Origin of the sequence: Mycetohabitans rhizoxinica HKI 454 (assembly GCF_000198775.1) — a bacterium.
In the GTDB taxonomy this organism is placed as follows: domain Bacteria; phylum Pseudomonadota; class Gammaproteobacteria; order Burkholderiales; family Burkholderiaceae; genus Mycetohabitans; species Mycetohabitans rhizoxinica.
Genome location: NC_014722.1, coordinates 1,032,036 through 1,055,969, shown reverse-complemented (window position 1 = coordinate 1,055,969; position 23,934 = coordinate 1,032,036). Strand labels below are relative to the sequence as shown.

Here is a 23,934-nt window from a genome sequence, read left to right as displayed (position 1 = left end):
GACGGGCGCGCGCCCTTATAGTCGCGGTATGACTTGTTTTGCACGCCAGATGCGTGCCTGCTGCGATGCCCCGTCTACCTACCGTCTTCCTGTCCCATGGCGCGCCGACGCTGCCGATCGACCCGTCGATGCCGCGCGTCGGGTTCGCCGCCTTGGCCACGCGCTGGCCGCGTCCGCGCGCCATTCTCGTGTTGTCCGCGCATTGGACCAGCACCGAGCCAGTCGCCAGCCTCACAACGGCACCAGAGACCCTTCACGACTTCTATGGCTTCCCCCGCGCGCTGTACGAACTGACGTATGATGCGCCCGGCGCACCGGACGTCGCGCAGCGCGCCATCGAATTGCTGATGCAAGCTGGCATCGCGGCCAGCGGCGCCGTACGCGGGCTGGATCACGGCGCCTGGGTTCCGCTGCTGTTGCTGTATCCCGCGGCCGATATCCCGGTGGTGCAGATGTCGATTCAGCCGCACCGCGATCCGGCACATCACTATCGGGTCGGGCACGCGCTCAGGCCCCTGCGCGATGACGGCGTGCTGATCGTCGGCTCCGGACAAATCACGCACAATCTACAGGCCGCGGACTTCTCGGCACGGCCCGGTGATGCAGATCCGCACGTGGCTGAGTTCACCGGATGGTTTGAAGCGAGGATGGCCACGCATGATCTGGGCGCCTTGCTCGACTACCGGCAGCAGGCACCCTACGCCGTGGCGATGCATCCGAGCGACGAGCATCTGCTACCTGTGTTTGCCGTGCTGGGCGCAGCCGACGACGACTACAAGCTGGATATCCACGCGCAAGGCACCTATCAGCGCTCGCTGGCGATGACCCATTACGTGCTGTAGCGCCGCATAAGCAATGGGGCAGCGGCCTGCGGGATGCGAGCCCGTGACACGCACCGCGTCATCGTCGCGCTGAGGCGGCTGCTTCGCGCACGATCGCCCCATCGCGACGCATGGCATAATCGGCGCTCGTTTTGCCCGACATATGCGGACCCGGCGCCGACACCTGCCACCCGCCCCCATCCTGCCATTGCCCACACCGCGATGATGGTCGCCGTGGCTTGGTGGGCAGCCCGCCGACCGCGCTCCAGCCTTGATGACTATCCAAGCATTGCATCCACTTTCCGTCGCCGCCCGCGAAAACACGGCCACAACCTGTGAAGTTGCTTCGCCCATCGTCGATGCCTCGCCTATCGCCGTTACGCGAGCGCGCCCACGCGTGGTCGTCAACCGGAGCGCGGCCCGATGACCTCGTCCCTGTCCATCATGCAGATGACCATCGCCGCCATCCAGGACGTGCTGTTCGCGATCGCCGCAGGCTCGATACTGTGCGGCGCGACGCTGGCCACCGTATTCGCTTCGTCTCGCGACGCCGCACGGCTGCGACTACGTGGCTCGATCAAGCAAGCCATGCCTGGCATCCGATTGCCGGCCATCCTATGGTTTTCATTGTGCGCGCTGGGCATCACTCAGTTGGTGTACCTGTGGCTGCAGGCCGCCACGATGAGCGGCTCGACACTGAGCACCGCGCTGGGCATTGTGCTGCGACAGTCGCATGACGGCGCCGCATGGCTGACCGGGGCGGCCGGTATCGCGGTGGCACTCGCCGCCTCGCGCGTGCAGTTGCGCGGCAGCCAAGCACGAGGCGGCCCACCCCCCGGGCCGGGCAGCGCCCCACCCCGTTGGCCGGTGCGCATCACGGTGCTGGGCCTCGCGCTGTATGCGGCAGGCAAGGCCGCGGCCAGTCATGCGGCAGATGCGGGCGACTTCAGCCTCACGCAGGCCGTGTACTGCGTCCATGTCGGAGCGAGCGCTGCATGGGCTGGCGGCGTGAGCATCGCAGCATTCGTGTTGCCAACGTTCGCATTGCAGACACGCGCCGACGGCGGGCGGCATCTGGCGTTTTGTGAACGACTGTCCCGCGCGTGGGCGATCGCCTTGGCGTTGGTCGCGCTCACCGGCCTATACAACGTCGCCTGGATCTGCGCCAACGCACCCGCCCCGCTGGCCGGCACCTACTATGGCCGATGGCTTGGCGCCAAGCTCGTCATCGTGGCGGCGGCCGCATTGCTCGGGATACTGAACCGTGCTGTATGGTTGCCGCGGCTGCGCGATGCGCAACGCGCTCATGGCGGAGAAAGCAATACGTTGTCGCCGCGTTATTCAGTCACGGCCGCCCATCTTGGCAGAACACTGTGGGTCAAGTCAGCACTGCTGGCGGCCGCGCTAATTGCGGCGGCGACGCTATCGCACCTGCCGCCGGCGTAACGCAGTGTAGCGGCGCGAGCCGGCACGCGTGCCTCGGTGTCAATCCACGCCGATGCACGCGACGGCACGCCGATACCGATGCCCCACGCTCAAATACCGACGCCTTCCAGGATTTCCTCGCGCTGTTCCCGCTCGTCCAGATACGCGGTGCGCCAGCCGCTAGACACCCCCCACTGATAGAACCCGAGCGAGGTCACCGCGACGACCGCCATGTCCCAGCCATAGGGGAGGTAGCCGAGCCCGCCGAACGGCTTGCTGCCGATGTACGACAGCACCGCCATGACCGGCAGGTAGGTGACCATCCACCAGGCTGAGCGCCAGTCCTTAGAAAATCCTTTCCAGCCTGCCTTGGCTTGGTAGTAGAAGAAAACCGGCAGCGCGACGACCATCAGCAGAATGATCTCGCCGGTCAGCGGCCATTTTGCCCAATACAGGATCAGCGACGCACAGACAAACGCAAACGGCGCAATCAAGCCCATGCCGGGGATGCGCAGCGGCCGTTCGATGTCCCCGCTGGTGCGGCGCAGCGCCATCAGGCTAATCGGCCCCGTCAGGTACGAGATCACCGTGGCAACCGAGATGACCGCGGCCAGCGAGCTCCAGCCACGAAAAAAGAGCAGGAAGATGAACGAGACGATCAGGTTGAACCACATTGCGGGCCGCGGCACCCCATAGAGCGGATGCACGCTACTGAAAATCTTGGGCAACGTGTTGTTGCGCTCCATCGCGTAAATCATCCGGGTCGTCGTCGCCATGTAAGTGGTACCGGTGCCGCTGGGGCTCACGAACGCATCGATGTACAGCAGCATCGCGAGCCAATTCAGGTTCAGGGCGAGCGCAAGCTCGGCAAACGGTGAACTGAAGTTCAGCTTATCCCAGCCCTTGGCGACATCCGCCGGATTGATGGCGCCAATATACGCGACCTGCAGCAGCACATAGATAACTAGCGCGATCAGGATCGATCCGACCACGGCGAACGGCACGCTGCGATCCGGATTGCGCGCCTCGCCCGCCAGATTCACCGGACTTTGGAATCCATTGAAGGCGAAGACAATGCCGCTGGTGGCCACTGCGGTCAGCACCGCCGACCAGCCATAGGGCGCGAACTGTCCAGTCGCACCGGTCGCGAAGTTATCCGTATGAAAGCCGGTCAGCACGAGGCCCAGAATGGTGGCGCCTGGAATTAGAAACTTAAAGATCGTGATTGCCGAATTCGCGTGCGCGAACAGCTTTACGCCCCAATAATTCAACAGGAAGTACACGATCACGAGCACAGCCGACAGCAGGAGCCCGGGTAAGGTCAGCTCGCCGTGCACGAACAGCGCATGGGCCCAATCATAAGGCCATGAGCTCATATATTGGATCGATGCCTCTGCCTCAATCGGTATCACGGAGACGATCGCGATCCAGTTAGCCCACGCGCTGATGAAGCCGACTAGCGAACCATGGGAGTAGCGGGCATAGCGGACCATGCCGCCCGACTCGGGGAACATCGCACCGAGTTCCGCATAGGTCAGCGCGATCGCCAGGATCACCACCGCCCCAATTATCCATGCAATGATTGCCGCCGGCCCTGCAATTTTTGCCGCCTTCCAGGCCCCGAAGAGCCAGCCCGACCCGATGATCGAGCCCAAGCCGGTCAACATCAGCGCAAAGGGGCTGATGTTTCGCTTGATCGAACTATCCACAACATCTCCTAGGAACATGAGCGCGCCTTACCGCTGTGCCGTTTCCGGCTGGCACGTCTCGTGAGTACGCGTCACGCGTCGGTTGCAACCGGCGCGAAGTTTAACGATGGCACCTTTCAACTGGCCGATCAGTTGCGAATCGACGAAACATGAGGCGACCCGACGAGCGCGGAATTAACGTTGCACGTGGCATCAACCAAATGACAAATGATTAACATAAATCGCCAGCCGCGGCGTAGAAAGCGAACTCTATGCCCATTTTGATGGCGATGCGGGATGTTGCGAGAAATGGCAGAAAAGACGAATCCGAAGCAATCCCGGTTAGAGCGCATCCGGGAAACTACTGAGTTTGCGAAAAAAACATTGACCGGGTCTGATTTTCGCAATATAAATGTGCATGCAGGATTTCAAGTGGCGAGTGTTGGTGGTTGTTCCTCTGTAGTCTCCCACGACGGTACTTCGGTAGTTCCTCTCACCCTTCCTTGATTTCATGCGCTATCGGGCCTCGGCTCTTATTCATTTTTAAGGATTTGTTTTATGGAAACCGGAACCGTCAAGTGGTTCAACGACGCCAAAGGTTTTGGCTTCATTACGCCGGACGGCGGTGGTGAAGACCTGTTTGCGCATTTCTCCGAAATTCGCATGGATGGCTTTAAGTCCCTCCAGGAAAACCAAAAGGTCACGTACGAAGTGAAGATGGGCCCGAAGGGCAAGCAAGCGGCGAATATTCGCGCGGCATAAGCCCCTCCCGCCTGGCGCGATGCGCCCATTAAAAAACCCCGCTTTATGCGGGGTTTTTTCATCCGGTGTGCGCGTCAATCAAACAGGCGCTGCGCGTGGATCCCCAGTCCGGTGGCAACGCTGGCCAGACGATCACCGAAGACCTTTTCCGCCCGCGGAAACGCGTCGCCGATCGCCTCAGTCACGCAGCGCAACCCGGTTGAGCCCCCGGTGAAGTACACCGCCCCCAAATCGGCGGCCTGCACGCCGGCCTGACGTAGCGTGTCGCGCGCCGCGTTCGCGATCCGGCGGATCTCGTCCTGCGCCACCTCCAGCAGTTCCGGCTCGGAAAAAACCACCGCCAGCTCGGGCTCGACCTGGGACAAGTCGAGCGTCGCGTCACCGCCCGCGGCCACGCCGATCTTCGCGCGCTCAGCCAGCCCGGCCAGCGCATGGCCGAGCCGCGCATCGATGACGCGCATCAATCGGTCGTGGTAGCGGGGCTGTGCATAAACGTACTTGGTCAGCCGCAGCTCGCCCACTCGCTTGGGTGCATAGACGGTGTTGATCAGGTGCCAAGTCGCGAGGTCGAAGTAAATCCGATTCGGCACCTCGCGTCCCTGTTCGTCCAGTGATTGATAGCCCAACTCACGCATGATCGCCACCAGTTCCACGCGCCGATCGAAATCGGTGCCGGCTACGTGCACGCCGTGGTGGCCAAGCACGTCCGCTTGCCGTTCGAGCTTTCGCGCCCGGTCCGGCCCGACCCGCACCAGCGAGAAGTCGGACGTACCGCCGCCGATATCGGCGAACAGCACCAGCTTCTCGGCATCGAGCCGCGCCTCGTAGTCGAACGCCGCGGCAATCGGCTCGAACTGGAACTCGATGTACCGAAAACCCACGGCATGGGCGGCTGTTTTCAACTGGTCCTGCGCCAGACGATCGGCCCGCGGATCGTCGTCGACAAAGAATACAGGACGGCCCAACACCGCCCGCTCCACCGGCCGACCCGCAGCGGCCTCCGCACACTGCTTGAGATGATGTAGGAACAGCGCAATCACATCCAGATAACGCACCGCAGTGCCGTCCCCTAATTCAGTGCTCTGCTCGGCCAGCGGCGAGCCCAGAATGCTCTTCATCGAGCGCATCAGCCGTCCGTCATAGCCATCGATATAGGATTCGATCGCAGCCCGGCCGAACACACGAATGTCCTCGTCCAGATTGAAAAACACGGCCGTGGGCAGGGTCGCATGGTCGTCCTCGACCGGGGCTAGCCGGACGCCATGCGGCGCGGCGTCCCTCGCCGGCAGCGCGACGGCAGAATTAGACGTGCCAAAATCAATTGCACAATAGTCCATTCGATGCTCCTGGGATGGCCAGCTGCGAACTCACGGTTGACACCGCCAACTCGGAAAGGGACAGGTTTTTAGCACGAAGCAGCGCCGCAGGCAAAGCCTGTGTCGCTGCATGGACCCCGTGCTGCTGCCGCCGGACTATGGGTGGCGTCTATGCTTTTTTATCGGTGCCGACTCGGGTTGCTAGTATTACTCATGCGGATGTGGATTCCGGAGAGCCCGCGCTGGCTGCTGACGCATGGGCGGCCCGACGAAGCCCATGCGATCGTCACGGCGATCGAGCAGCAGTTTCGTCGCCGCGGCGTCATGCTCGACTGCGAGGGCTTGCCAACATTGCGCTTGAAGGTGCGCCCCCACACGCCACTGCGCGAAATCTGCCACGCGCTACTCGTGCGGCATCGGCGCCGCTCGCTGGTCGGGCTGGCGCTGATGGCTGCACAAGCGTTCTTCTACAACGCGATTTTTTTCACCTATGCGATATCCGGCGTGCTGCTCGGTCGCCTAATCGATACGCACGAGTGCGCAGCGGTATTCGGCGGCTATCTGATCGGCGTCGCCGCGATGCTCGCCGCGGCCGACGATGACAAAATCAGAACGGTTTGTTCCATGCACCGGCAAACGCAAGCTCGCTGACCGCCAAGCGTTGGCGGGGCGCCCATTCGCGCTCCCGCAGCGCCTCACCCAGCAGCGCGGGATCACCCGGATGCCCAATCGCAATCATCGCAATCGGCAGCACGTCGTCGGGAGTCTGAAAGGTTTGCTTGAAGGCATTGACGTCAAAGCCGCTCATCTGATGCGCGCACAGGCCGAGCGCATGCGCCTGCAGCACCAGCGCCATCGCCGCCGCGCCGGTATCGTACTGCGCGCAGGGGTTCGTGTCGCCCTTTGGCGTGGTGGTCTTGGCCAGCACGGCAATCAGCACCGGCACCGGCTTGCTCCAGCCCTGGTTGAACGGCACGAGCGTGACAAAAGCACGGTCATAGGTGGGCGCATCGGCATGCTTGTCAAAGACGATAAAACGCCAGGGCTGCAAGTTATATGACGACGGCGCCCAGCGCGCCGCCTCGAGAATTTGGTGCTGTATGTCGCGCGTCACCGGCTTGTCGGCATAGGCACGCGGGCTCCAGCGCCCGGCGAGCAGCGGGTGGATATCGACTTCGGTCGGGGCGGGTTTGGGGGTCATCGTCAGGTCTCGCCGTGAATCGTCACCATAGCAGGGAAGAACTCTAAGCATACCGAAAAGCGGGCCGGTCGTTGCAGCGTAGTGCCGCGCCCGTTGAACATTGATGAAAGCGACCGCCGATCCATTTCACTGCTGTATTCATCTGCGCCTGTCCCGTTGGTTCGACCGCAACTTCATGTTACGGGTCAGCAACATGAAGTTGCAATCTTAGTGACTGATCGGTAACATATCAAGGAATGGTATTGCGCTGCCAGACCTCCTGTATCGGTGCAGCGCAGGAAGAGTCATGAGTCGCAGCAATCAACCCTCCCCGCACGGGCGCACGCCGTCCGCCGGCACGCATCGCCGCACCCCAACAGCAGGCGCCGACGCACAGCAACAATTGCTCGACGCGGCGGCGCGGCTGTTCTACGCTCAAGGCATACGTGCGGTGGGCATCGACGCAGTTGTCGAGCAAGCAGGCGTCAACAAAATGAGCCTGTACCGCCAGTTCGCGTCGAAAGACGAGCTTGTGGTCGCGTACCTGAACCGGATGGACGCCGAGTATTGGCAACGGTTCGAGTGCAGTACCGCGCAACATCCCGGGCAGCCGGCACGCCAATTGAAGCAATTTTTTGAAGATTTGACTGCGCGCGCGCGCCGACCCGACTACCGGGGTTGTCCGTTTGTCAACGTATCGTGTGAGTTTTCGGACCGCGACCACCCGGCGCGCCAGATCGTCGCCCGTAACAAGACGGCGTTGCTCGAACGGCTGACCGATCTGGCACGACAGGCCGGCGCACACGAGCCCGCACGGCTCGGTGCATCGCTTGCGTTGCTCGTTGAAGGCGTCTACACCGCCAGTCAGACCTTCGACCCGCGCTGCGACATAATCGACTCGGCGCCGGCCCTGGCCGCCCAATTGATCGACGCGGCCACCGCACCCTGTGATGCCGATGCACGATAAACGCCAGGGCCGCGCCGCCGTCATCGGCGCCACAGTGCAATGGCTCGAACGGGCCGTCATTGGCCTGAATCTGTGCCCTTTCGCGAAGGCCGTCCACGTCAAGCAGCAGATCCGCTACACGGTCAGCGACGCCTGCACCGCCGCCGACGTGCTGGCCGCACTCGATGTCGAACTGCAAACGCTGGTCGACGCGGATCCGCAATCGATCGATACGACGTTGCTGATATTGCCGGACGCATTTGCCGACTTCTACGCGTTCAACGACTTCCTGCCACGCGCGGACAAGCTTTTGCGTCGGCGCGCGCTGGAAGGCAGCGTGCAGATCGCAAGCTTTCACCCACTGTTCCAATTCGCCGGCACCGGCGAGCACGACATCGAGAACTATACGAACCGTGCGCCGTATCCGATCCTGCATCTGCTGCGGGAAGCCAGCGTGACGCGGGCTGTTGATGCGTTTCCAGATGCGGCGCACATTTACGAACGCAACGAGCAAACGATGCGCGCACTCGGTCACGCGGGCTGGCGCCGCCTGCTGGAGGCGCACGACGAGCGTCGTTGATCACGCCGGATCGGCGATCCGCTGCTCGCTGTCGCGGGCCAGCGCTGGGATGAAGAAACGTTGCGCGAGTTCTTCCAGCCCGAGTTCGGCCAACATCGCCGTCAGCCGCTCGGACGGCTTGCGGCGTGGCAGGTTTTTGTACGTGGCAATAATCAGTTCGTTTTTCAGCGAGTGTTCCCAGCCGACCAGCTCGGTCACGCTAACGTGATACCCATGCGCTTCCAACTGCAGGCAGCGCAGCACGTTGGTCAACTGGCTGCCGAATTCGCGCGTGTGCAGCGGATGACGCCACAGCTCACTCAGCGCGGTGCGTCCGAGCGCCTTCGCCTTGTTGCGCCTCAATACGGCCGCCACCTCCGCCTGGCAGCATGGCACCAGCACGATATGGCGGGCCTGCTTGGCCAGCGCAAAGCGGATCGCATCGTCGGTCGCCGTATTGCAAGCATGCAGCGCAGTGACGATGTCCACCGCTGACGGCAGTTGGTCCGATGAGATCGATTCTGCTACGGATAATTTCAGGAACGCCATCCCAGGAAACCCGAGCCGGGCGGCCAGGTCGGCGGATTGGGTCACCAGTTCGTCGCGCGTCTCAATACCGTACAGGCGCGAGTTGTCGCCCAGGTTCTTGAAAAACAGATCGTACAGGATGAAACCGAGGTACGACTTGCCGGCACCATGATCGACCAGCGTCACGTCGCGACCCTGGTGCTTCGATTCGGCGAGCAGTGGTTCGATGAATTGGTACAGATGGTAGACCTGCTTGAGCTTGCGCCGGCTGTCCTGGTTAAGCTTGCCCTCGCGCGTCAGGATATGGAGTTCCTTGAGCAATTCGATGGATTGGCCGGGGCGGACGTCATACTTCTCGGACATAGCAGGTCGAAACACAGGTTCAAGCGCCACGCCGACAAGCGCGGTGGCGCACAGTTGTCACCAATCGGCCGGTAGCACAATCCGTGCTACCGGCCGATTGGTGACAGTGTACCGAAAAAGCCTGCGGCACCGCCGAGATCCATCGCCTATGGCAGCCGCGACGCCATCCGGCCGAAACTGGCCCGCTTATGCGTAAGCTATGGTATGTGGCGCTTCGATGCCCTGCCAGGCGCGCGATGAAACGACGCCGGGCCGCAACGCACAAGGCTTCCGGCACACCAGGGCGGGATTGCCGGAACCGCTGGTGCACAACGCACCGCAGTCCCAAGCGGCACGCCCGACCAGAAGGAATCAAACCCCACCGATGCACAAGTACTTAAGCTCGAGATACTCATCGATCCCGTACTTGGACCCCTCGCGCCCCAGCCCTGACTGCTTCACACCGCCGAACGGGCCGATCTCATTCGAGATCAAGCCCGTGTTGATTCCCACCATGCCGTACTCGAGCGCTTCCGCCACGCGCCACACGTGCCCCAGATCTCGGCTATAGAAGTACGCAGCCAGCCCGAATTCTGTCTCGTTGGCCAGACGGATCACTTCATCATCGGTACTGAACCGGAACAGCGGCGCAACGGGTCCAAACGTTTCCTCGCGCGCGATGCGCATGGCCTGGGTCACGCCGGCCAATACCGTCGGCTCGAAGAAAGTGCCGCCCAACGCGTGCCGCTTGCCGCCTGAGAGCACGCGCGCGCCGTGGGAAAGCGCGTCGGCGATGTGCGACTCAACCTTGTCCACCGCGGCCTGGTTGATCAACGGTCCCTGCGTGACCTCCGCGTCGAACCCGTTGCCCACCTTGAGCCGGCTGACCGCATCGGCAAGCTTGCGCGAGAATGCGTCGTACACCGAGTCGTGCACGTAGAAGCGGTTCGTGCACACGCAAGTCTGGCCCGCATTGCGGTACTTCGAGGCGAGCGCCCCCTCCACGGCCGCGTCCAGATCCGCATCGTCGAATACGATGAACGGCGCATTGCCGCCCAACTCCAGCGACAGCTTTTTGATCGTCGGCGCACACTGGGCCGCGAGCAGCCGCCCGACCGGCGTCGAGCCCGTGAATGACAGCTTACGCACGAGCGGATTGGACGTCATTTCCGCGCCGATCGTCTTCGGATCGCCCGTGACCACGCTGAACACACCCGCCGGCACGCCGGCGCGCTCGGCCAGGGCGGCCAGCGCAAGCGCCGACAGCGGCGTGGCTTCCGCCGGCTTGAGCACGAGCGCACAGCCGGCCGCCAACGCGGGGCCCACCTTGCGCGTGACCATCGCCGCCGGGAAATTCCAGGGTGTGATCGCCGCACATACGCCCACCGGTTCCTTCAGCACGACGAGCCGCTTGTCGCCGGCGGGGCTCGCCAACGTGTCGCCGTTCACCCGCTTGGCCTCTTCCGCAAACCACTCGAGGAACGATGCCGCATAGCCGATCTCGCCTTTCGCCTCAGCAAGCGGCTTGCCTTGCTCGGCCGTCATGATCGTGGCCAGGTCGTGCGCATTGGCCAGCATCAAATCGTGCCAGCGACGCAGTACCGCGGCACGCTCTTTACCCGTCTTCACACGCCATGCGCGTTGTGCAAGCTGCGCCGCATCGATCGCGCGACGCGTCTCGGCCGCGCCCATCGCCGGAACGGCCGCTAGCGTGCGGCCCGTCGCCGGATCGATCACCTCGAACGTGCGCCCTTCATCCGCGCCGACCCATGCCCCGTTGACGTAGGCCAGATCGCGCAGCAGTGACGAATCCTTCAACGATAACGTCTGATTGTCCGATCCCATGCTCCTGTTCCTATGCTTGCGCGACGGTGCCGTGCGTCGGCGCATGTTCAAGTATGTCCAGTTCCTCATCCAGCACTGCCGGCTCGATCGTCAGCAGGAAAAGGTAGCGAAACACATTACCATGTACGCTGCATAAGAGCAGCAACAGGCCACCTTCGAGGCATGCTGCTGGACTCGCTTTGTGAGTCAAGCACTGCATGCGCCGCCGCGCAGGCGAGCAGATTGCCCGCGTAGGTGCCCCGCCCGCCGGGTTCCACAGCATCCATCAGCGCGGCCCAGCTGACCACGCCGGACAGCGGCATGCCGCCGCTCAGGCTCTTTGCCATCGGCATCCGGGTCCGGCTGACATCGAAGCGCTGCATCGCGAACAATGTGCCGATGCGCGCAAAACCAGTCTGGATCTCATCGGCAAACAACACGATCTCATGCTCGTCGCATAGCTTGCGCAAGCCGCGCGATTTTCACCGCATTCTCAACCGCTTCGGCGCCGGTCGTAAAAAACGCGCTCTTTTCGGGCCGCTGATCGGTGCCAAAACGTTGGTTTTCTCGGCCAATTCGTTGATCTTCTCGAACGTACGACGCGTACGGAACCACCTGATACGCGGTATGCATCAAGCCTTTGTCTAATTGCCGGCGTATCGCGACTCCCCCTCGGATGACGATGGCCGGTGCGTGCGAGCCAACTTGCGCACCGACGGCAATTGCGCGCCGGCGCGAAGCCGATGTTGTTCGATCGTGTGGTCGTGTGGTCGTGTGGTCCAGTACAGTTTGGGTGACAAACAATAAAGTTAGGAGCACAGTTGCAAACTATATCTGTCCGTCGGTGACCGGGCGGCGATAGAGTGGGACAACGACTCAAGGAGCGACCATGACTTCATCCGATATCACTGGCGATCTGTCGAACTTCTGGATGCCATTCACCGCCAATCGCCAGTTCAAGGCCGCGCCGCGCCTGCTGACGTCAGCCAAGGGCATGTACTACACGGCCAGTGATGGCCGCAAGGTACTCGATGGCGTGGCCGGCCTGTGGTGCGTGAATGCGGGTCACGCGCGCGAGGAGATCGTCTCCGCAATGCAGCAATCGGCCGGCACGCTCGACTATGCGCCGCCGTTCCAAATGGGCCATCCGCTCGCTTTCCAGGCGGCGACCAAGGTGGCCCGCGTCATGCCGGACGGGCTGGACCGCATCTTTTTCACCAACTCGGGATCGGAGTCGGTCGATACCGCGCTGAAGATCGCGCTCGCCTACCACCGGGCGCGCGGCCACGGGCAGCGCACCCGGCTGATCGGCCGCGAGCGCAGCTACCATGGAGTCGGTTTCGGCGGCATCTCGGTAGGCGGCATTGTCGCCAACCGTAAGGCATTCTCCGGCGCGCTGCTGCCTGCAGTCGACCATCTGCCGCACACCCACGATCGGGCAAGGAACGCATTTTCCCGCGGACAGCCCGAACATGGCGCGCATCTGGCCGACGAACTCGAGCGGCTGGTCGCTTTGCACGACGCGTCCACGATCGCAGCCGTGATCGTCGAACCGGTGGCCGGCTCGACTGGCGTGCTGATTCCGCCAAAAGGCTACCTGCAGCGGCTGCGGGAGATCTGTTCCAAGCACGACATTTTGCTGATTTTCGACGAAGTCATCACCGCGTTCGGGCGGCTCGGTCGCGCGACGGCCGCTGAGTTCTTCGGCGTCAAGCCAGACCTGATCACGATGGCCAAAGCAATCAATAACGCCGCCGCGCCGATGGGCGCGGTAGCCACGGACAGGAAGATTTACGACACGATCGTGAATGCCAGCGCGCCGGGTGCTATCGAACTGTTTCATGGCTATACGTACTCGGCTCACCCGATCGCGGCGGCAGCGGCAGTTGCAGCGCAGGACCTGTATCAACGCGAGGGATTGTTTGAACGGGCGGCAAAGATCGCGCCTTTTTTCGAGAACGCGATCCACGCGCTGCGCGATGCGCCGTACGTGAAGGATGTACGCAACCTGGGGTTGGTCGGCGGCGTGGAACTGGAATCGCGCGACGGCGCGTTCGGCGCGCGTGCCTACGAAGCGTTCGTCAAGTGTTTCGAGCTTGGCGTATTGATCCGCTATACCGGGGACACGCTCGCATTCTCACCACCGCTGATCATCTCCGAGCAACAAATCACGCAAGTCTTTGACACGGTGCGCAACGCGTTGCAGACGCTAAAGTAACGACACCAGTCGCTGCGCAAAAAAGGAATGGACGGCCATCGTGGTTCGTCTATGCCGGACACTAAGTAGTCTTCCTCGGAATCGCATATTGGGTACGAACTGCAATCCCTAGCGGGCCATTGCCGGCACGCTCGCGGCCAGCTACCTGGTATGCCTCAAGCGCTCAAGCCGACCGAGCCCCTGTCTAACGACGGATATCAGCAACCGCACTAGTTGCCGCACAATCTGCAGAAGACTTGACGCTGCTGGAGGCATGTGAGCCGCTGGCCGCGGTCCTGAGCAAGGAATTCGTCAAGGCTTACCTTGCGTGGAAGAAAACAGAGTACGAAGTGTTCTTCTACGTGATCAGTTCGTGGGAACACAAGCACTTGCTGTTGCACGTATGACGGACATCCGACGACGTTCTCGCCCGATATTATCTTTTCAGCCACTCGCCCCATCACTTCCGACACCCACAGTGTCGGCGCGTTGCGTTTTTCTCGCTCCTCTTTCGCATGCGTGCCGGCCCCGGCGAACAAGCCTCGCTATAGTCTGAAAGTGCCGGACATCCCAAGCCGGCAGAGACGGCGGGGGGCGATAGACTCACCTGTCTGATATCTATTCGCTGTTGCTGCGGCCTCGATTGCGACATGCCAACCGACGATTTGACAAGATTTATCACTTCCGCGTTATGCCGCGGATATGATTGTCCATACAACAAAAACAATGCATCGATACGGGGTAGTCATGTCGCTAGCTAACGACAGTCAATTCACCATTTCTCGAAAACTCGTCTACTGGACGCGCGAGCCGCGTCGGGACCTGCGACAATACTTATCCCGACGTAACTGGCTCGTATCGGTCGTCGACGATGGGCAGGCCGTCCGGCACGCACTACAGCATGTCGTTCAAGCAGGCGGGATCCTCGACCTGAGCACGGTGCCCGACACCGAATGGCTCGACGCGCTGTCGCGCTGCCAGGCGTCATCGGAGGTAGCCTGGGTCGGTCTAGTCGAGCCACGGCAGCTCAGTATCGCGGCAGTCAAGGCGGTGCTTCGTGACTATTGTTTTGATTATGTAACGCTTCCCGCGTCGCAGGAGCGCGTTGCCGATGCGGTCGCACACGCGTACGGTATGCTCATGCTGCGTGCGTCTCAGGGCCCGTCACGCTCACGCGAGGGCCGGATGATCGGTACCTGCGAGACGATGCTAAAGCTGTTCGACAAGATCCCAAGGATCGCGCGCACCGACGCGCCGGTGCTCATTTCCGGCGAGTCCGGCACCGGCAAGGAGCTAACCGCGATCGCGATCCACGAGCGCTCACCGCGTGCAAATCGGCCGTTCGTCGCGATCAACTGCGGGGCAATACCATCTCACCTGGTCCAGTCCGAGTTGTTCGGCTACGAGCGCGGCGCGTTCACCGGAGCGTTGTCGCGCAAGCTCGGCCGGATCGAAACGGCCCACCACGGCACGTTGTTCCTCGACGAGATCGCGGACCTGCCGCTGGAGAGTCAGACCAGTCTGTTACGCTTCCTGCAAGAGCGCACGATCCAGCGCCTGGGTGGGCGTGACACGATCCACGTTGACGTGCGAGTCATTTCAGCCACGCACGCGAACCTGGAAGAGGCGGTCAATGCCGGACGTTTTCGCGCCGATCTCTACCATCGGCTATGCGTGCTACGCGTGGAGCAGCCCGCGTTGCGCACGCGCGGCAAGGACATCGAGGTGCTCGCGCAATGCATGTTTGAACGATACAAGTCCGATGCGCCGCACGTGAAGGGTTTTTCCCCGTCGGCCATGGCCGCCATGCGTCGCTATCCGTGGCCCGGAAACGTGCGCGAGTTGATCAACCGCGTACGGCGCGCCTTGGTGATGACGGATGGCACCATCCTGACGGCTCGCGATCTGGAACTTGAGCAGTGGGTGCCGCCGGAGGCCGTGCCGATCATCAAGCCGCCCATGGTCGTCGATGACCATTTGATCGACCAGGCGCTGAAGCGGCACCGCGGCCGGCAAACCGAAGCGGCACGAGAGTTGGGTATTTCCCGCTCCACGCTGTACCGCCGACTGCGCACCCAGCGCCTTGCGGAGATGGCTACGGACGCGGGGTAACTCCCAGAGCCGGGGCGGTCATCGCGGTGCGGCGCTAGACGCCGCTCTGCCGACGCATCAAACAACCGCAACCCGCTGTCGAAACCACGCTGCAAGTTGTCCCTCATCAATCTCGCCGGAGGCAACGCCTTCCATCGTCCTAACCGCGTCAGCCGGATCAAACTGCATGCGATAACCATTGTCAGCAAGAAACAAGCGCGCGGCAATCCATGCAGTGCGCTTGTTGTCATCCGCAAAACCATGATTCCGAGCCAAGCCATACGCATACGCGGCCGCCAGTGCCGCAACGTCCGCCTCGCCGTATGTATCGAGGTTCTGCGGCTGCGCCAATGCCGACTCCACAGCGCCTATGTCGCGCACGCCATCAAGACCACCATGCTCGGCTAGCTGGCGATCATGCACGGCATAGATTAGATCCGCGCGAACCCATCGCCAAGCGGTCACTTGGCAAGCGCCCGCAAGATATTGCGGTCGTCATGCATGATCTCTTCCGCCAGCCTCATTTGACGCTCGAAATCGGGATCATAGGGTGTAATCCGATAGCCCCCCTCCGGCGCCTCCGTCAAATACACCGTATCCCCCTTCTTCACCTTGAGCCGTGCCATCGCTTCCTTGGTGAGGATGAAGCCAGCTGACGCCCCGACTGTCGTGACCTTGAACGTAAGCATTGCATTCTCGGGATTCTTTATAATTTTTATTACGTACCAGACCCTCTACCTTAACCGTAACTCAATCAGCGGCCAACCAGCACGCGCCAACCGCGTCGCAGCAAGTCACCGCGGCGCAGTTGTTAGCGTCAAAGTAATACTGACTCTTTCACACTTTGTGTGAACTGGCAAGCCAGCGGCGTGCCTGAAATGTGGTGATTAGCGGCAGGTCTCGGCCACGACTATGACGCAGCACTGCTGCCCCTACAGTAACGGTATCGTCGAAAGCTATGTCAATCGGCTCAAGTTTCTCAAGCGACAAATGTATGGCCGCGTCGACTTTTAGCTGCTTTGTACTCGCGTGTTGAATCGATGCTGATTTGTGACGTGAAACTTTACACAAAGTGGGAAAGAGCCACTTCTAAGTTGCTGTTGACACCATCGGAAACGCACATCACAAAGGCTAACCGAGCATGCCAGTGAGTTCATGAAAACCACTGACTTAAGCGAAGCCGGCGGGCAAGGAGGAGACTGCGCTTTCTGAGCCAACGTTATGAGTATTCGACACAAAACTAGCCGATGGCCGCTCGCAGTCGCGTTTAGGCATTCGTTCTTCGCTAGCCTGCTGCCCAGCAGGCAGTGAATCACCGTATGATCCGCCCTCGTCCGTCCCACGGCGGCCCATCTGTGCCCAGCTACACCCTACGCTCATCCTGGCCTCAGCGCCAGGGGCCTTCTCGCCCTGATCACCCGCTTTATGGCCCATATCTGACTCCCGGAATTGTCGATGGACTTTAACGACGCATTGGATACTGCCCCCATCGCTATTTATGCGATGAACGAACAAGCCCACCAAGCGTCGCCCGCTGCACCGCCTACGGGCGCAAAACGATCAGCGGACACCACATTCGACGCACGCCCCAAAAAGCCCAGAATCTACGACACTTTGCCAGGCGAAGTGATTCTGGAGGTCGCACGCTACCTACCGTTGGATCATATCCCCGAGTTTTCACGTGTCAATCGCAACACCTATGCCCTGATGGAGGAAAGACGATGGGCGTGGCGCTGTTACCAGCAAGCAGACAGCGTCTCCGATCTCGCGTCGCTACAACAATTGATAGGCGAGATTGAGCAGATTCAAGCCGAACCGGATCTGCGGGCCGAACCGCTCACCGCCCTGTGGGAACGGTCCCAATCAATGGAACTATCGCCAGCACACAAAACCCGCTGCGCGGCTGCGTTGAAGTCAAACGCGGCCTGCCCTCTGGCTATTGCCACGGTATTAGAGTCTTCTACTCGCTGGATGCACTCTGTTATCTGGAAAAGGGAGACGCTAAATGCCAAACGGCACACGCGCATCCAAGTGTGACAAAGCAAACCACATCATCGAATCCCAGACAGCTACGGCACAATTTTGTTTGTAAGCGATGTGTGTAAGTACGCCTGGTTATAGCTCAGATAGCGAGAGTTCTTCGTCATGCTTGGCGCTGTCGCGCTCATTGCCGGATGATATGTCCCCGTTTATCCCAGTAGGCAAGCTTGGCAAGTGTGCGTCAACCTTTTTCATTCACCTCGCCAAGATGGGCATTATCGCATCGCCAACTCAGCCGTGCTCTTATCCAATCGCCGATCGACCGGTGACGCTACCTGCATGGTCAGCCGCCTTCTGTGAGCTGGGATGGTAACCGGCTGCTGCTTCTATTGTCGGCAGGTCATGCAGCACCAACCAGCGTTAAGTGCTTCGCTGCCAGTTGGCCCTTCGGAGCGCGCTACGCGGCCTCCGCCTTGTCAGCAAAAGTAATTTTGTAGAACAAAGCGGGTTTTGTAGAACAAAAAAAATGCGGGCCCCATTCGCTGGGACCCGCGTCAGTATTGGTGCCGGCTGCAGGACTCGAACCCGCCACCTGATGATTACAAATCAACTGCTCTACCAGATGAGCTAAGCCGGCATAGCTAAACAGTATACTACAGCCTGGGTCTGCGGCAAAAGATCACTTGATCACTTTCAGATGCTTGCGACTATTGTCCTTCCGACCCTCGCCCCCGGCATCGGCAGCGTCGGGCTCTTGCACAGCCTGACCCTCTGAGTGCTGGCCGCGCTGCATGTCGCGGCCGACTACGGCCGGCCCGCTCTGTCCCACTTGCTGCAACACACGCTCTCGTAGGATGCGCTGCTTCTCCTGGGGCGTCATATCGTAAAATTCGTCTGCCGCAAGGGCCTCGAACTCGGGTGCGCCTTCGACCGGCTCATCTGGAATCCCTTCGACCGGGAACACCATTCCCTGCCCGTTCTCGCGCGCATAAATGGCCAGGACGTTGGCCACCGGCACCTCAATCTTGTGCGATTTGCCGGAGAAGCGCGCGAGGAATTCGATCACATCGTTGCCCATTTGCAACTGGCTGGTCGCATCGAAGCTGATATTAAGCACAATTTCGCCGTCACGCACGAACTGTCGCGGGACACGCGTGTGGTTGTCGACCTTTACCGCGATATGCGGCGTCAATCCATTGTCCGTGCACCACTCGTAGAGCGCGCGCAACAAATAGGGCTTGGTGGAAATCTCTTGCATTATTGTTCCTCGACCTGCCGACGCGTCGCGCCCGGCACGCGGGCGTCACACCGGCAAGCAGTTACGACTGGGGACTCAAGCCCGCCGCCGCTTAACGACGCATCACCTTCTCGGAGGGCGTCAACGCCTCGATATAGGCCGGCCGGCTAAAAATGCGTTCCGCATATTTCATCAGCGGCGCCGCGTTCTTGGACAGCTCGATGCCATAGTGATCCAGACGCCACAACAGCGGCGCGATCGCCACGTCAAGCATCGAGAACTCTTCGCCCAGCATGTACTTGTTCTTAACAAAGATCGGTGCCAATTGCGTCAGCCGGTCACGAATCGCCGCACGCGCGCGCTCGTGCGCTTTCTCGGCCGTCTTGCCCTTCTCGTTCTCGAGCGTGCCAACGTGCACGAACAGCTCTTTCTCAAAATTGAGCAGGAACAGCCGTGCACGAGCACGCTGGACCGGATCAGCAGGCATCAATTGCGGATGCGGGAAACGCTCGTCGATATACTCGTTGATGATGTTCGACTCGTATAGGATCAGATCGCGCTCCACGAGGATCGGCACCTGCCCGTACGGGTTCATCACCGAGATGTCCTCCGGTTTGTTGAACAGGTCGACATCGCGGATCTCGAAGTCCATGCCCTTTTCGAACAGCACCAGCCGGCAACGCTGGGAGAATGGGCAAGTGGTACCGGAATACAAAACCATCATTTCTACTTTCCTCAAAAAACCGAAGGGCCAGCGCTGAGAAGACCGCCCCATGCCGGTCTTCTTGGCTGCCAGCCCCACACCGCGAACGGCGTGCTTACTTGATATCTTTCCAGTACGCGGCGTTGAGCCTCCAGGCGCACAGAGTCAGTACGCCGAGAAACAGCAGCACCCACACGCCTACGCGCTCGCGCGTCTTGCGTGCCGGCTCTGACATCCAGGCAAGGTAGGAGACAAGGTCGGCGACAGACGAATCATAGTCTATCGGCGCAAGCGTCCCGTTGCTCACCTGGGTAAAGCCGTCGAACTGGTGCGTCACCTCACCGTCCTCACCTTTTTGTTCAATAAATTTCGCATCGCGCACGCCCTGCAGTTGCCACAGTACATGGGGCATTCCGACATTCGGGAACGCGAGGTTGTTCCACCCGGTTGGCCGCGTCGGGTCGCGATAGAACGTGCGCAAGTACGTGTACAGCCAGTCCACACCTCGCGCGCGCGCCTCGAGCGACAAGTCCGGCGGCGCGACGCCGAACCACTCCTGCGCATCAGCCGGGCGCATCGCCACAGTCATCGTGTCACCGACCTTGCCGCCGCTAAATAGCAGGTTGTCCTCGATTTCCTTCTGCGGGATGCCGATCGACTGCAGCTTGCTGTAGCGCAGCATGCTCGCACTGTGGCAGTTCAGACAGTAGTTCACAAACAACTGCGCGCCACGTTGCAGCGACGCAAGATTGTTGGTGCGGTCCGGCGCGCGATCGAGGACGATATCCTCCTCCTGGGCACGGGCCACGCCCAGCGTGCCAGCCAGTGTCGCCGCCAGCAGCGCAAGTATCGAAAGCCATTTCTTCATTGGTATTCTCCGTTCGCGTCCGATTCCCGCGTTCAATGCGGCTTGAAGGTCACGCGCTCGGGCGGCTGCTTGAATGTGCCCAGGCGAGTCCAGAACGGCATCCCGAGGAAGAAGGCGAAATACACTAGCGTGCAGGCCTGCGCGATCACGGTCGCGGCCGGCGAGGGGGGCCGGGTGCCAAGAAAGGCCAGTGTCAGGAAGACGACGACGAAGATTCCATAGAAGAATCGATGAAAACCCGGACGATAGCGGATGGACTTGACCGGGCTGCGATCAAGCCACGGTAGAAAAAACAACGTGAGGACGGCGCCACCCATGACGATGACGCCCCAGAACTTGGCCTGGGTGCTGGCCATTGCGAGAATCACGAGCACGGCAGCCACGACCGAGCCCGTCTTCTTCACGCCTCCGCGGGCCTTGATTAAGCCGAGCATGCCGAGCAGCCCGACCACGATCATCAACGCGATCTTAAAGTCGTCCGTCGTCGCACGCAGCATTGCGTAGAACGCGGTGAAGTACCAGACCGGCGCAATTTCGGTCGGCGTCTTGAGCGGGTCGGACGGCACGAAGTTGTTCGCCTCGAGGAAATAGCCGCCCATCTCGGGCGCGAAAAAGATAATCGCGCAAAATACGAGCAGGAAGACGCAGACGCCGAAGAAGTCGTGCACCGAGTAGTACGGATGGAATGGGATTCCATCGAGCGGAATGCCTTTTGCGTCTTTCTTTGCCTTGATCTCGATGCCGTCCGGGTTGTTCGAGCCCACTTCGTGCAGCGCGACGATATGAGCGACGACCAGGCCGATGAGCACCAGCGGGATCGCGATCACGTGAAACGCAAAGAAGCGGTTCAACGTGACATCCGACACGACGTAGTCACCACGGATCCACAGTGCCAGGTCCGGACCGATAAACGGAATCGCGGAGAACAGGTTCACGATGACCTGTGCACCCCAAAACGACATCTGGCCCCACGGCAATAAATAACCGAAGAACGCTTCGGCCATCAGGCACAGGAAGATCAGGCAGCCGAAGATCCACACCAGTTCGCGTGGCTTGCGATAGGAGCCGTACAACAGCCCCCGGAACATGTGCAGATAGATGACGACGAAAAACATCGATGCGCCGGTCGAATGCATGTACCGGATCAGCCAGCCCCACGGCACTTCGCGCATGATGTACTCGACCGACGCAAACGCCAACTGCGAGTCAGGCTTGTAGTTCATCACCAGGAAAATGCCGGTGACGACCTGGATCACCAACACGAGCAGGGCCAGTGAGCCGAAGAAATACCAAAAGTTGAAGTTTTTTGGTGCGTAGTACTCGGATACGTGCGCCTTCCATGTTGAACTCAGTGGAAAACGGCGATCGATCCAGCCGAGCAGGCCTGTGCCTTCATCAGAGTTGTCCGTCGTCGCCATTTACGCCTCTCCCTTCTCGTCCTGGCCAATCACGAGCTGCGTGGCCGTCTTGAACATGAACGGCGGTACATCCAGGTTTTGCGGTGCGGGCTTGTTCTTGAACACGCGGCCGGCCAAGTCAAAGGTCGAGCCATGGCACGGACACAGCCAACCGCCCGGCCAGTTGGCCGGCAGGTTCGGCTGGGGACCCGGTAAAAAACGCGGGCTCGGCGAGCAGCCTAAGTGCGTGCAGATGCCCACGAGCACGAGGATGTTCTTGTGCTCGGGACGGGAGCGGTATTCGTTCTGGCAATACTCGGGGAGCGGGATCGAAAATGGATTCTGCGTATGCGGATCGGCCACCTCGCCGTCAGCCTTGGTGACCTCGGCCAGCATCTGCTCGGTACGATTGATGATCCACACAGGCTTGCCGCGCCATGCAACAGTCATCATTTCGCCGGGCTTCAAGGTACTAATGTCCACCTCAACCGGCGCACCTGCGGCCCTGGCCTTTTCGGACGGTGCCAGCGATGCAGCAAACGGCACCAGGGTTGTCATGCCTCCCATTCCACCCGCTACTGACGTCGCTATCAGCCAGGTACGGCGGCTGCCATCGACGCGATTGTCTTCCTTGTCTCGCATCACACGCCCCACTTCTTGGTTGGACTCCAGTCTTCCTTCGGCTACCCATTCATAGTGTGCGGGAATGCAGGCGCCATTTACAAGCCTAGGTTGCGGCCTGCCGCGTAAAGGCTTGCTACGCAAGGGTTTGGCGGCACCGATTCGTATAGCACGGCCTCTTATATTAAGCAACTACTTAACAAAAATCACGAAATCGACGTCACACGGGATCCGCGGGGGCACTGCGGCTGACGGGCGCACCCCGCTGTGGAGTCCAGCCCGGCAGTGCGATGTGCCGAATGCAGGAGCGCGATGCGCCGAATGCGGCGGCGCGATATATCAATGCGGGGCGCGATGCGCTGAATGCGGACGGTACGATGTGCCGAATGCGGGCGTTGCGGTCTGCGCAGGTGCGCGCCGCCCCTTGGCTTGGCTTGGCACGGATGCGGCACGGCACGGCACGGCACGGCATGGCACGGCATGGCACGGCATGGCACGGCACGGCACGGCACGGCACGGCACGGCACGGCACGGCACGGCACGGCACGGCACGGCACGGCACGGCACGGCACGGCACGGCACGGCACGGCACGGCACGGCACGGCACGGCACGGCACGGATGCGGCAATACGTCGCACCATTTGTTCCCCGCCGACGCATACGGATTTGTCGGCGTAGATATCGACGCAGCCCGACTAGACCGGATTGTCGATGTCGATGAATAGATGCTCCAAACCGAATGCGTCGGCCAAGTGGGCTCCGATAGCCTGCACGCCGTAACGTTCGGTCGCATGGTGGCCGGCCGATACATACGCCACGCCGGACTCCGCCGCCAAGTGGGTGGTGGGCTCGGACACTTCGCCGCTCAGGTAGACATCGGCGCCGGCCCTGATCGCCTCGTCGAAGTAGCCTTGCGCGGCGCCGGTACACCACGCGACACGGCGCAACTTGCGATCAGGATCGCCCAGCACGAGCGGCGCGCGCCCGAGCGTATTGCCGACCTGTGCGGCCAGATGCGACAGCGACGTGGGCATCGGCAGCGTGGCGAGGAAGCCGAGATCGTTGTCACCGAACCGCGCGTCGGCCTGCCACCCCATCCGCGCGCCGAGCTGCGCGTTATTGCCCAGTTCCGCATGTGCGTCCAGTGGCAGGTGGTAAGCCAACAGGTTGATGTCGTTCTGGATCAAAAGGCGCAGTCGCCGATACTTGTGGCCCGTGATTTGCGGCGCTTCGTTTTTCCAAAAATACCCGTGATGCACGAGCACCGCGTCAGCTTTCCAGTCGATCGCCGCCTCGAGCAACGCCGCGCAAGCACTCACGCCGGTGGCGACCTTCTCGATCCGGCGACGACCTTCAACTTGCAACCCGTTGGGGCAATAGTCCCGGAACCGCGAGGTTTCGAGCAACCCGTTCAAGTACAATTCAAGTTCATTTCGATCCATGCAAGCC

22 protein-coding genes, 1 tRNA gene and 3 pseudogenes are annotated in these 23,934 nt (G+C 61.1%); 11 read left to right on the top strand and 15 right to left on the bottom strand.

The annotated features are described in order from the left end of the window. The first annotated feature begins 65 nt into the window (after window positions 1-65). Window positions 66-842: a DODA-type extradiol aromatic ring-opening family dioxygenase gene (locus RBRH_RS04955; RefSeq protein ID WP_041753313.1), complete on the top strand. Its 777-nt coding sequence runs from the start codon at window positions 66-68 to the stop codon at window positions 840-842. Between the two features lie 402 nt (window positions 843-1,244). After that, complete coding sequence (locus RBRH_RS04945) at window positions 1,245-2,267, top strand: CopD family protein (RefSeq protein ID WP_013434904.1); 1,023 nt, start codon at window positions 1,245-1,247, stop codon at window positions 2,265-2,267. Between the two features lie 89 nt (window positions 2,268-2,356). Here RBRH_RS04945 and RBRH_RS04940 read toward each other — a convergent pair whose 3' ends face one another. Then, window positions 2,357-3,955, bottom strand: a complete 1,599-nt coding sequence (locus RBRH_RS04940; RefSeq protein ID WP_041753310.1) for an APC family permease — start codon at window positions 3,953-3,955, stop codon at window positions 2,357-2,359. A gap of 537 nt (window positions 3,956-4,492) precedes the next feature. Between RBRH_RS04940 and RBRH_RS04935 the strand changes: the two genes are divergently transcribed. After that, entirely contained in the window at window positions 4,493-4,696 is a 204-nt protein-coding gene (locus RBRH_RS04935; protein ID WP_013434901.1) for a cold-shock protein, read from the top strand. 74 nt (window positions 4,697-4,770) lie between these two features. On the opposite strand, the gene RBRH_RS04930 is transcribed toward RBRH_RS04935, so the two are convergent. After that, window positions 4,771-6,033, bottom strand: a complete 1,263-nt coding sequence (locus RBRH_RS04930) for an Hsp70 family protein (RefSeq protein ID WP_013434900.1) — start codon at window positions 6,031-6,033, stop codon at window positions 4,771-4,773. Between the two features lie 109 nt (window positions 6,034-6,142). Between RBRH_RS04930 and RBRH_RS04925 the strand changes: the two are divergent. Further along, a pseudogene (locus tag RBRH_RS04925) lies at window positions 6,143-6,510 on the top strand (MFS transporter); the annotation flags it as partial. 109 nt (window positions 6,511-6,619) lie between these two features. On the opposite strand, the gene RBRH_RS04920 reads toward RBRH_RS04925, so the two are convergent. Further along, window positions 6,620-7,213, bottom strand: coding sequence for a nitroreductase family protein (locus RBRH_RS04920; RefSeq protein WP_041753305.1), 594 nt, complete (start codon window positions 7,211-7,213; stop codon window positions 6,620-6,622). A 286-nt stretch (window positions 7,214-7,499) separates the two neighbouring features. Between RBRH_RS04920 and RBRH_RS04915 the strand changes: the two genes are divergently transcribed. Next, a complete protein-coding gene (locus RBRH_RS04915) occupies window positions 7,500-8,159 on the top strand; it encodes a TetR/AcrR family transcriptional regulator (protein ID WP_013434897.1) in 660 nt (219 codons plus the stop codon). Next, window positions 8,149-8,718 carry a DUF1415 domain-containing protein gene (locus tag RBRH_RS04910; RefSeq protein WP_041754173.1) on the top strand — a complete coding sequence of 190 codons (570 nt, stop codon included), beginning with the start codon at window positions 8,149-8,151 and terminating at the stop codon, window positions 8,716-8,718. Before RBRH_RS04915 ends, RBRH_RS04910 begins: the two co-directional genes overlap by 11 nt. On the opposite strand, the gene RBRH_RS04905 is transcribed toward RBRH_RS04910, so the two are convergent. The 3 genes and pseudogenes from RBRH_RS04905 to RBRH_RS17060 all read right to left on the bottom strand — a co-directional run. Then, window positions 8,719-9,588 (bottom strand): class I SAM-dependent methyltransferase, encoded by an 870-nt coding sequence (locus tag RBRH_RS04905; protein WP_041753304.1) that lies wholly within the window; start codon window positions 9,586-9,588, stop codon window positions 8,719-8,721. A 351-nt stretch (window positions 9,589-9,939) separates the two neighbouring features. Continuing rightward, window positions 9,940-11,412: an NAD-dependent succinate-semialdehyde dehydrogenase gene (locus tag RBRH_RS04900; RefSeq protein WP_013434893.1), complete on the bottom strand. Its 1,473-nt coding sequence runs from the start codon at window positions 11,410-11,412 to the stop codon at window positions 9,940-9,942. 155 nt (window positions 11,413-11,567) lie between these two features. Then, window positions 11,568-12,082 (bottom strand): annotated as a pseudogene (locus RBRH_RS17060) (aminotransferase class III-fold pyridoxal phosphate-dependent enzyme); the annotation flags it as partial. Window positions 12,083-12,280: 198 nt separating this feature from the next. Between RBRH_RS17060 and aptA the strand changes: the two are divergent. The 3 genes and pseudogenes from aptA (at window position 12,281) to RBRH_RS04880 (ending at window position 15,700) form a co-directional block, all read left to right on the top strand. Next, a complete protein-coding gene (aptA, locus tag RBRH_RS04885) occupies window positions 12,281-13,609 on the top strand; it encodes an omega-aminotransferase AptA (RefSeq protein ID WP_013434889.1) in 1,329 nt (442 codons plus the stop codon). Window positions 13,610-13,688: 79 nt separating this feature from the next. Next, window positions 13,689-13,995 (top strand): annotated as a pseudogene (locus tag RBRH_RS18695) (glutamine synthetase); the annotation flags it as partial. Window positions 13,996-14,335: 340 nt separating this feature from the next. Beyond that, entirely contained in the window at window positions 14,336-15,700 is a 1,365-nt protein-coding gene (locus RBRH_RS04880; protein WP_041753301.1) for a sigma-54 dependent transcriptional regulator, read from the top strand. A gap of 57 nt (window positions 15,701-15,757) precedes the next feature. Here the strand turns inward: RBRH_RS04880 and RBRH_RS04875 are convergent, their stop codons facing one another. Both RBRH_RS04875 and RBRH_RS04870 read right to left on the bottom strand, forming a co-directional pair. Further along, window positions 15,758-16,144, bottom strand: a complete 387-nt coding sequence (locus RBRH_RS04875; RefSeq protein WP_013434886.1) for a type II toxin-antitoxin system death-on-curing family toxin — start codon at window positions 16,142-16,144, stop codon at window positions 15,758-15,760. Further along, window positions 16,141-16,368 carry an AbrB/MazE/SpoVT family DNA-binding domain-containing protein gene (locus tag RBRH_RS04870; protein ID WP_013434885.1) on the bottom strand — a complete coding sequence of 76 codons (228 nt, stop codon included), beginning with the start codon at window positions 16,366-16,368 and terminating at the stop codon, window positions 16,141-16,143. The genes RBRH_RS04875 and RBRH_RS04870 overlap by 4 nt, the downstream gene beginning before the upstream one ends. A 766-nt stretch (window positions 16,369-17,134) precedes the next feature. Between RBRH_RS04870 and RBRH_RS04865 the strand changes: the two genes are divergently transcribed. Beyond that, complete coding sequence (locus RBRH_RS04865) at window positions 17,135-17,716, top strand: hypothetical protein (RefSeq protein ID WP_041753300.1); 582 nt, start codon at window positions 17,135-17,137, stop codon at window positions 17,714-17,716. Between the two features lie 504 nt (window positions 17,717-18,220). Here RBRH_RS04865 and RBRH_RS04860 read toward each other — a convergent pair. From RBRH_RS04860 to petA, 6 genes are all read right to left on the bottom strand, one after another. Next, a tRNA-Thr gene (locus RBRH_RS04860) sits at window positions 18,221-18,296 on the bottom strand. Between the two features lie 42 nt (window positions 18,297-18,338). Continuing rightward, the gene (locus RBRH_RS04855; RefSeq protein WP_013434881.1) at window positions 18,339-18,917 is read right to left on the bottom strand and encodes a ClpXP protease specificity-enhancing factor; all 579 of its coding nucleotides are present in this window, start codon (window positions 18,915-18,917) and stop codon (window positions 18,339-18,341) included. A gap of 91 nt (window positions 18,918-19,008) precedes the next feature. Continuing rightward, on the bottom strand, window positions 19,009-19,620 hold the full coding sequence (locus RBRH_RS04850; RefSeq protein WP_041753298.1) for a glutathione S-transferase N-terminal domain-containing protein: 612 nt from the start codon (window positions 19,618-19,620) through the stop codon (window positions 19,009-19,011). A 94-nt stretch (window positions 19,621-19,714) separates the two neighbouring features. Continuing rightward, entirely contained in the window at window positions 19,715-20,467 is a 753-nt protein-coding gene (locus tag RBRH_RS04845; protein ID WP_041753297.1) for a cytochrome c1, read from the bottom strand. A 32-nt stretch (window positions 20,468-20,499) separates the two neighbouring features. Beyond that, on the bottom strand, window positions 20,500-21,885 hold the full coding sequence (locus RBRH_RS04840; protein ID WP_013434877.1) for a cytochrome b: 1,386 nt from the start codon (window positions 21,883-21,885) through the stop codon (window positions 20,500-20,502). Further along, window positions 21,886-22,506, bottom strand: coding sequence for a ubiquinol-cytochrome c reductase iron-sulfur subunit (gene petA, locus RBRH_RS04835; protein WP_041753295.1), 621 nt, complete (start codon window positions 22,504-22,506; stop codon window positions 21,886-21,888). A 269-nt stretch (window positions 22,507-22,775) separates the two neighbouring features. Between petA and RBRH_RS18690 the strand changes: the two genes are divergently transcribed. Further along, window positions 22,776-23,210, top strand: a complete 435-nt coding sequence (locus RBRH_RS18690) for a hypothetical protein (protein ID WP_157864350.1) — start codon at window positions 22,776-22,778, stop codon at window positions 23,208-23,210. Here RBRH_RS18690 and RBRH_RS04825 read toward each other — a convergent pair. Further along, window positions 23,181-23,927 (bottom strand): Nif3-like dinuclear metal center hexameric protein, encoded by a 747-nt coding sequence (locus RBRH_RS04825; RefSeq protein WP_013434874.1) that lies wholly within the window; start codon window positions 23,925-23,927, stop codon window positions 23,181-23,183. The genes RBRH_RS18690 and RBRH_RS04825 overlap by 30 nt on opposite strands. Between the last annotated feature and the right edge of the window lie 7 nt (window positions 23,928-23,934).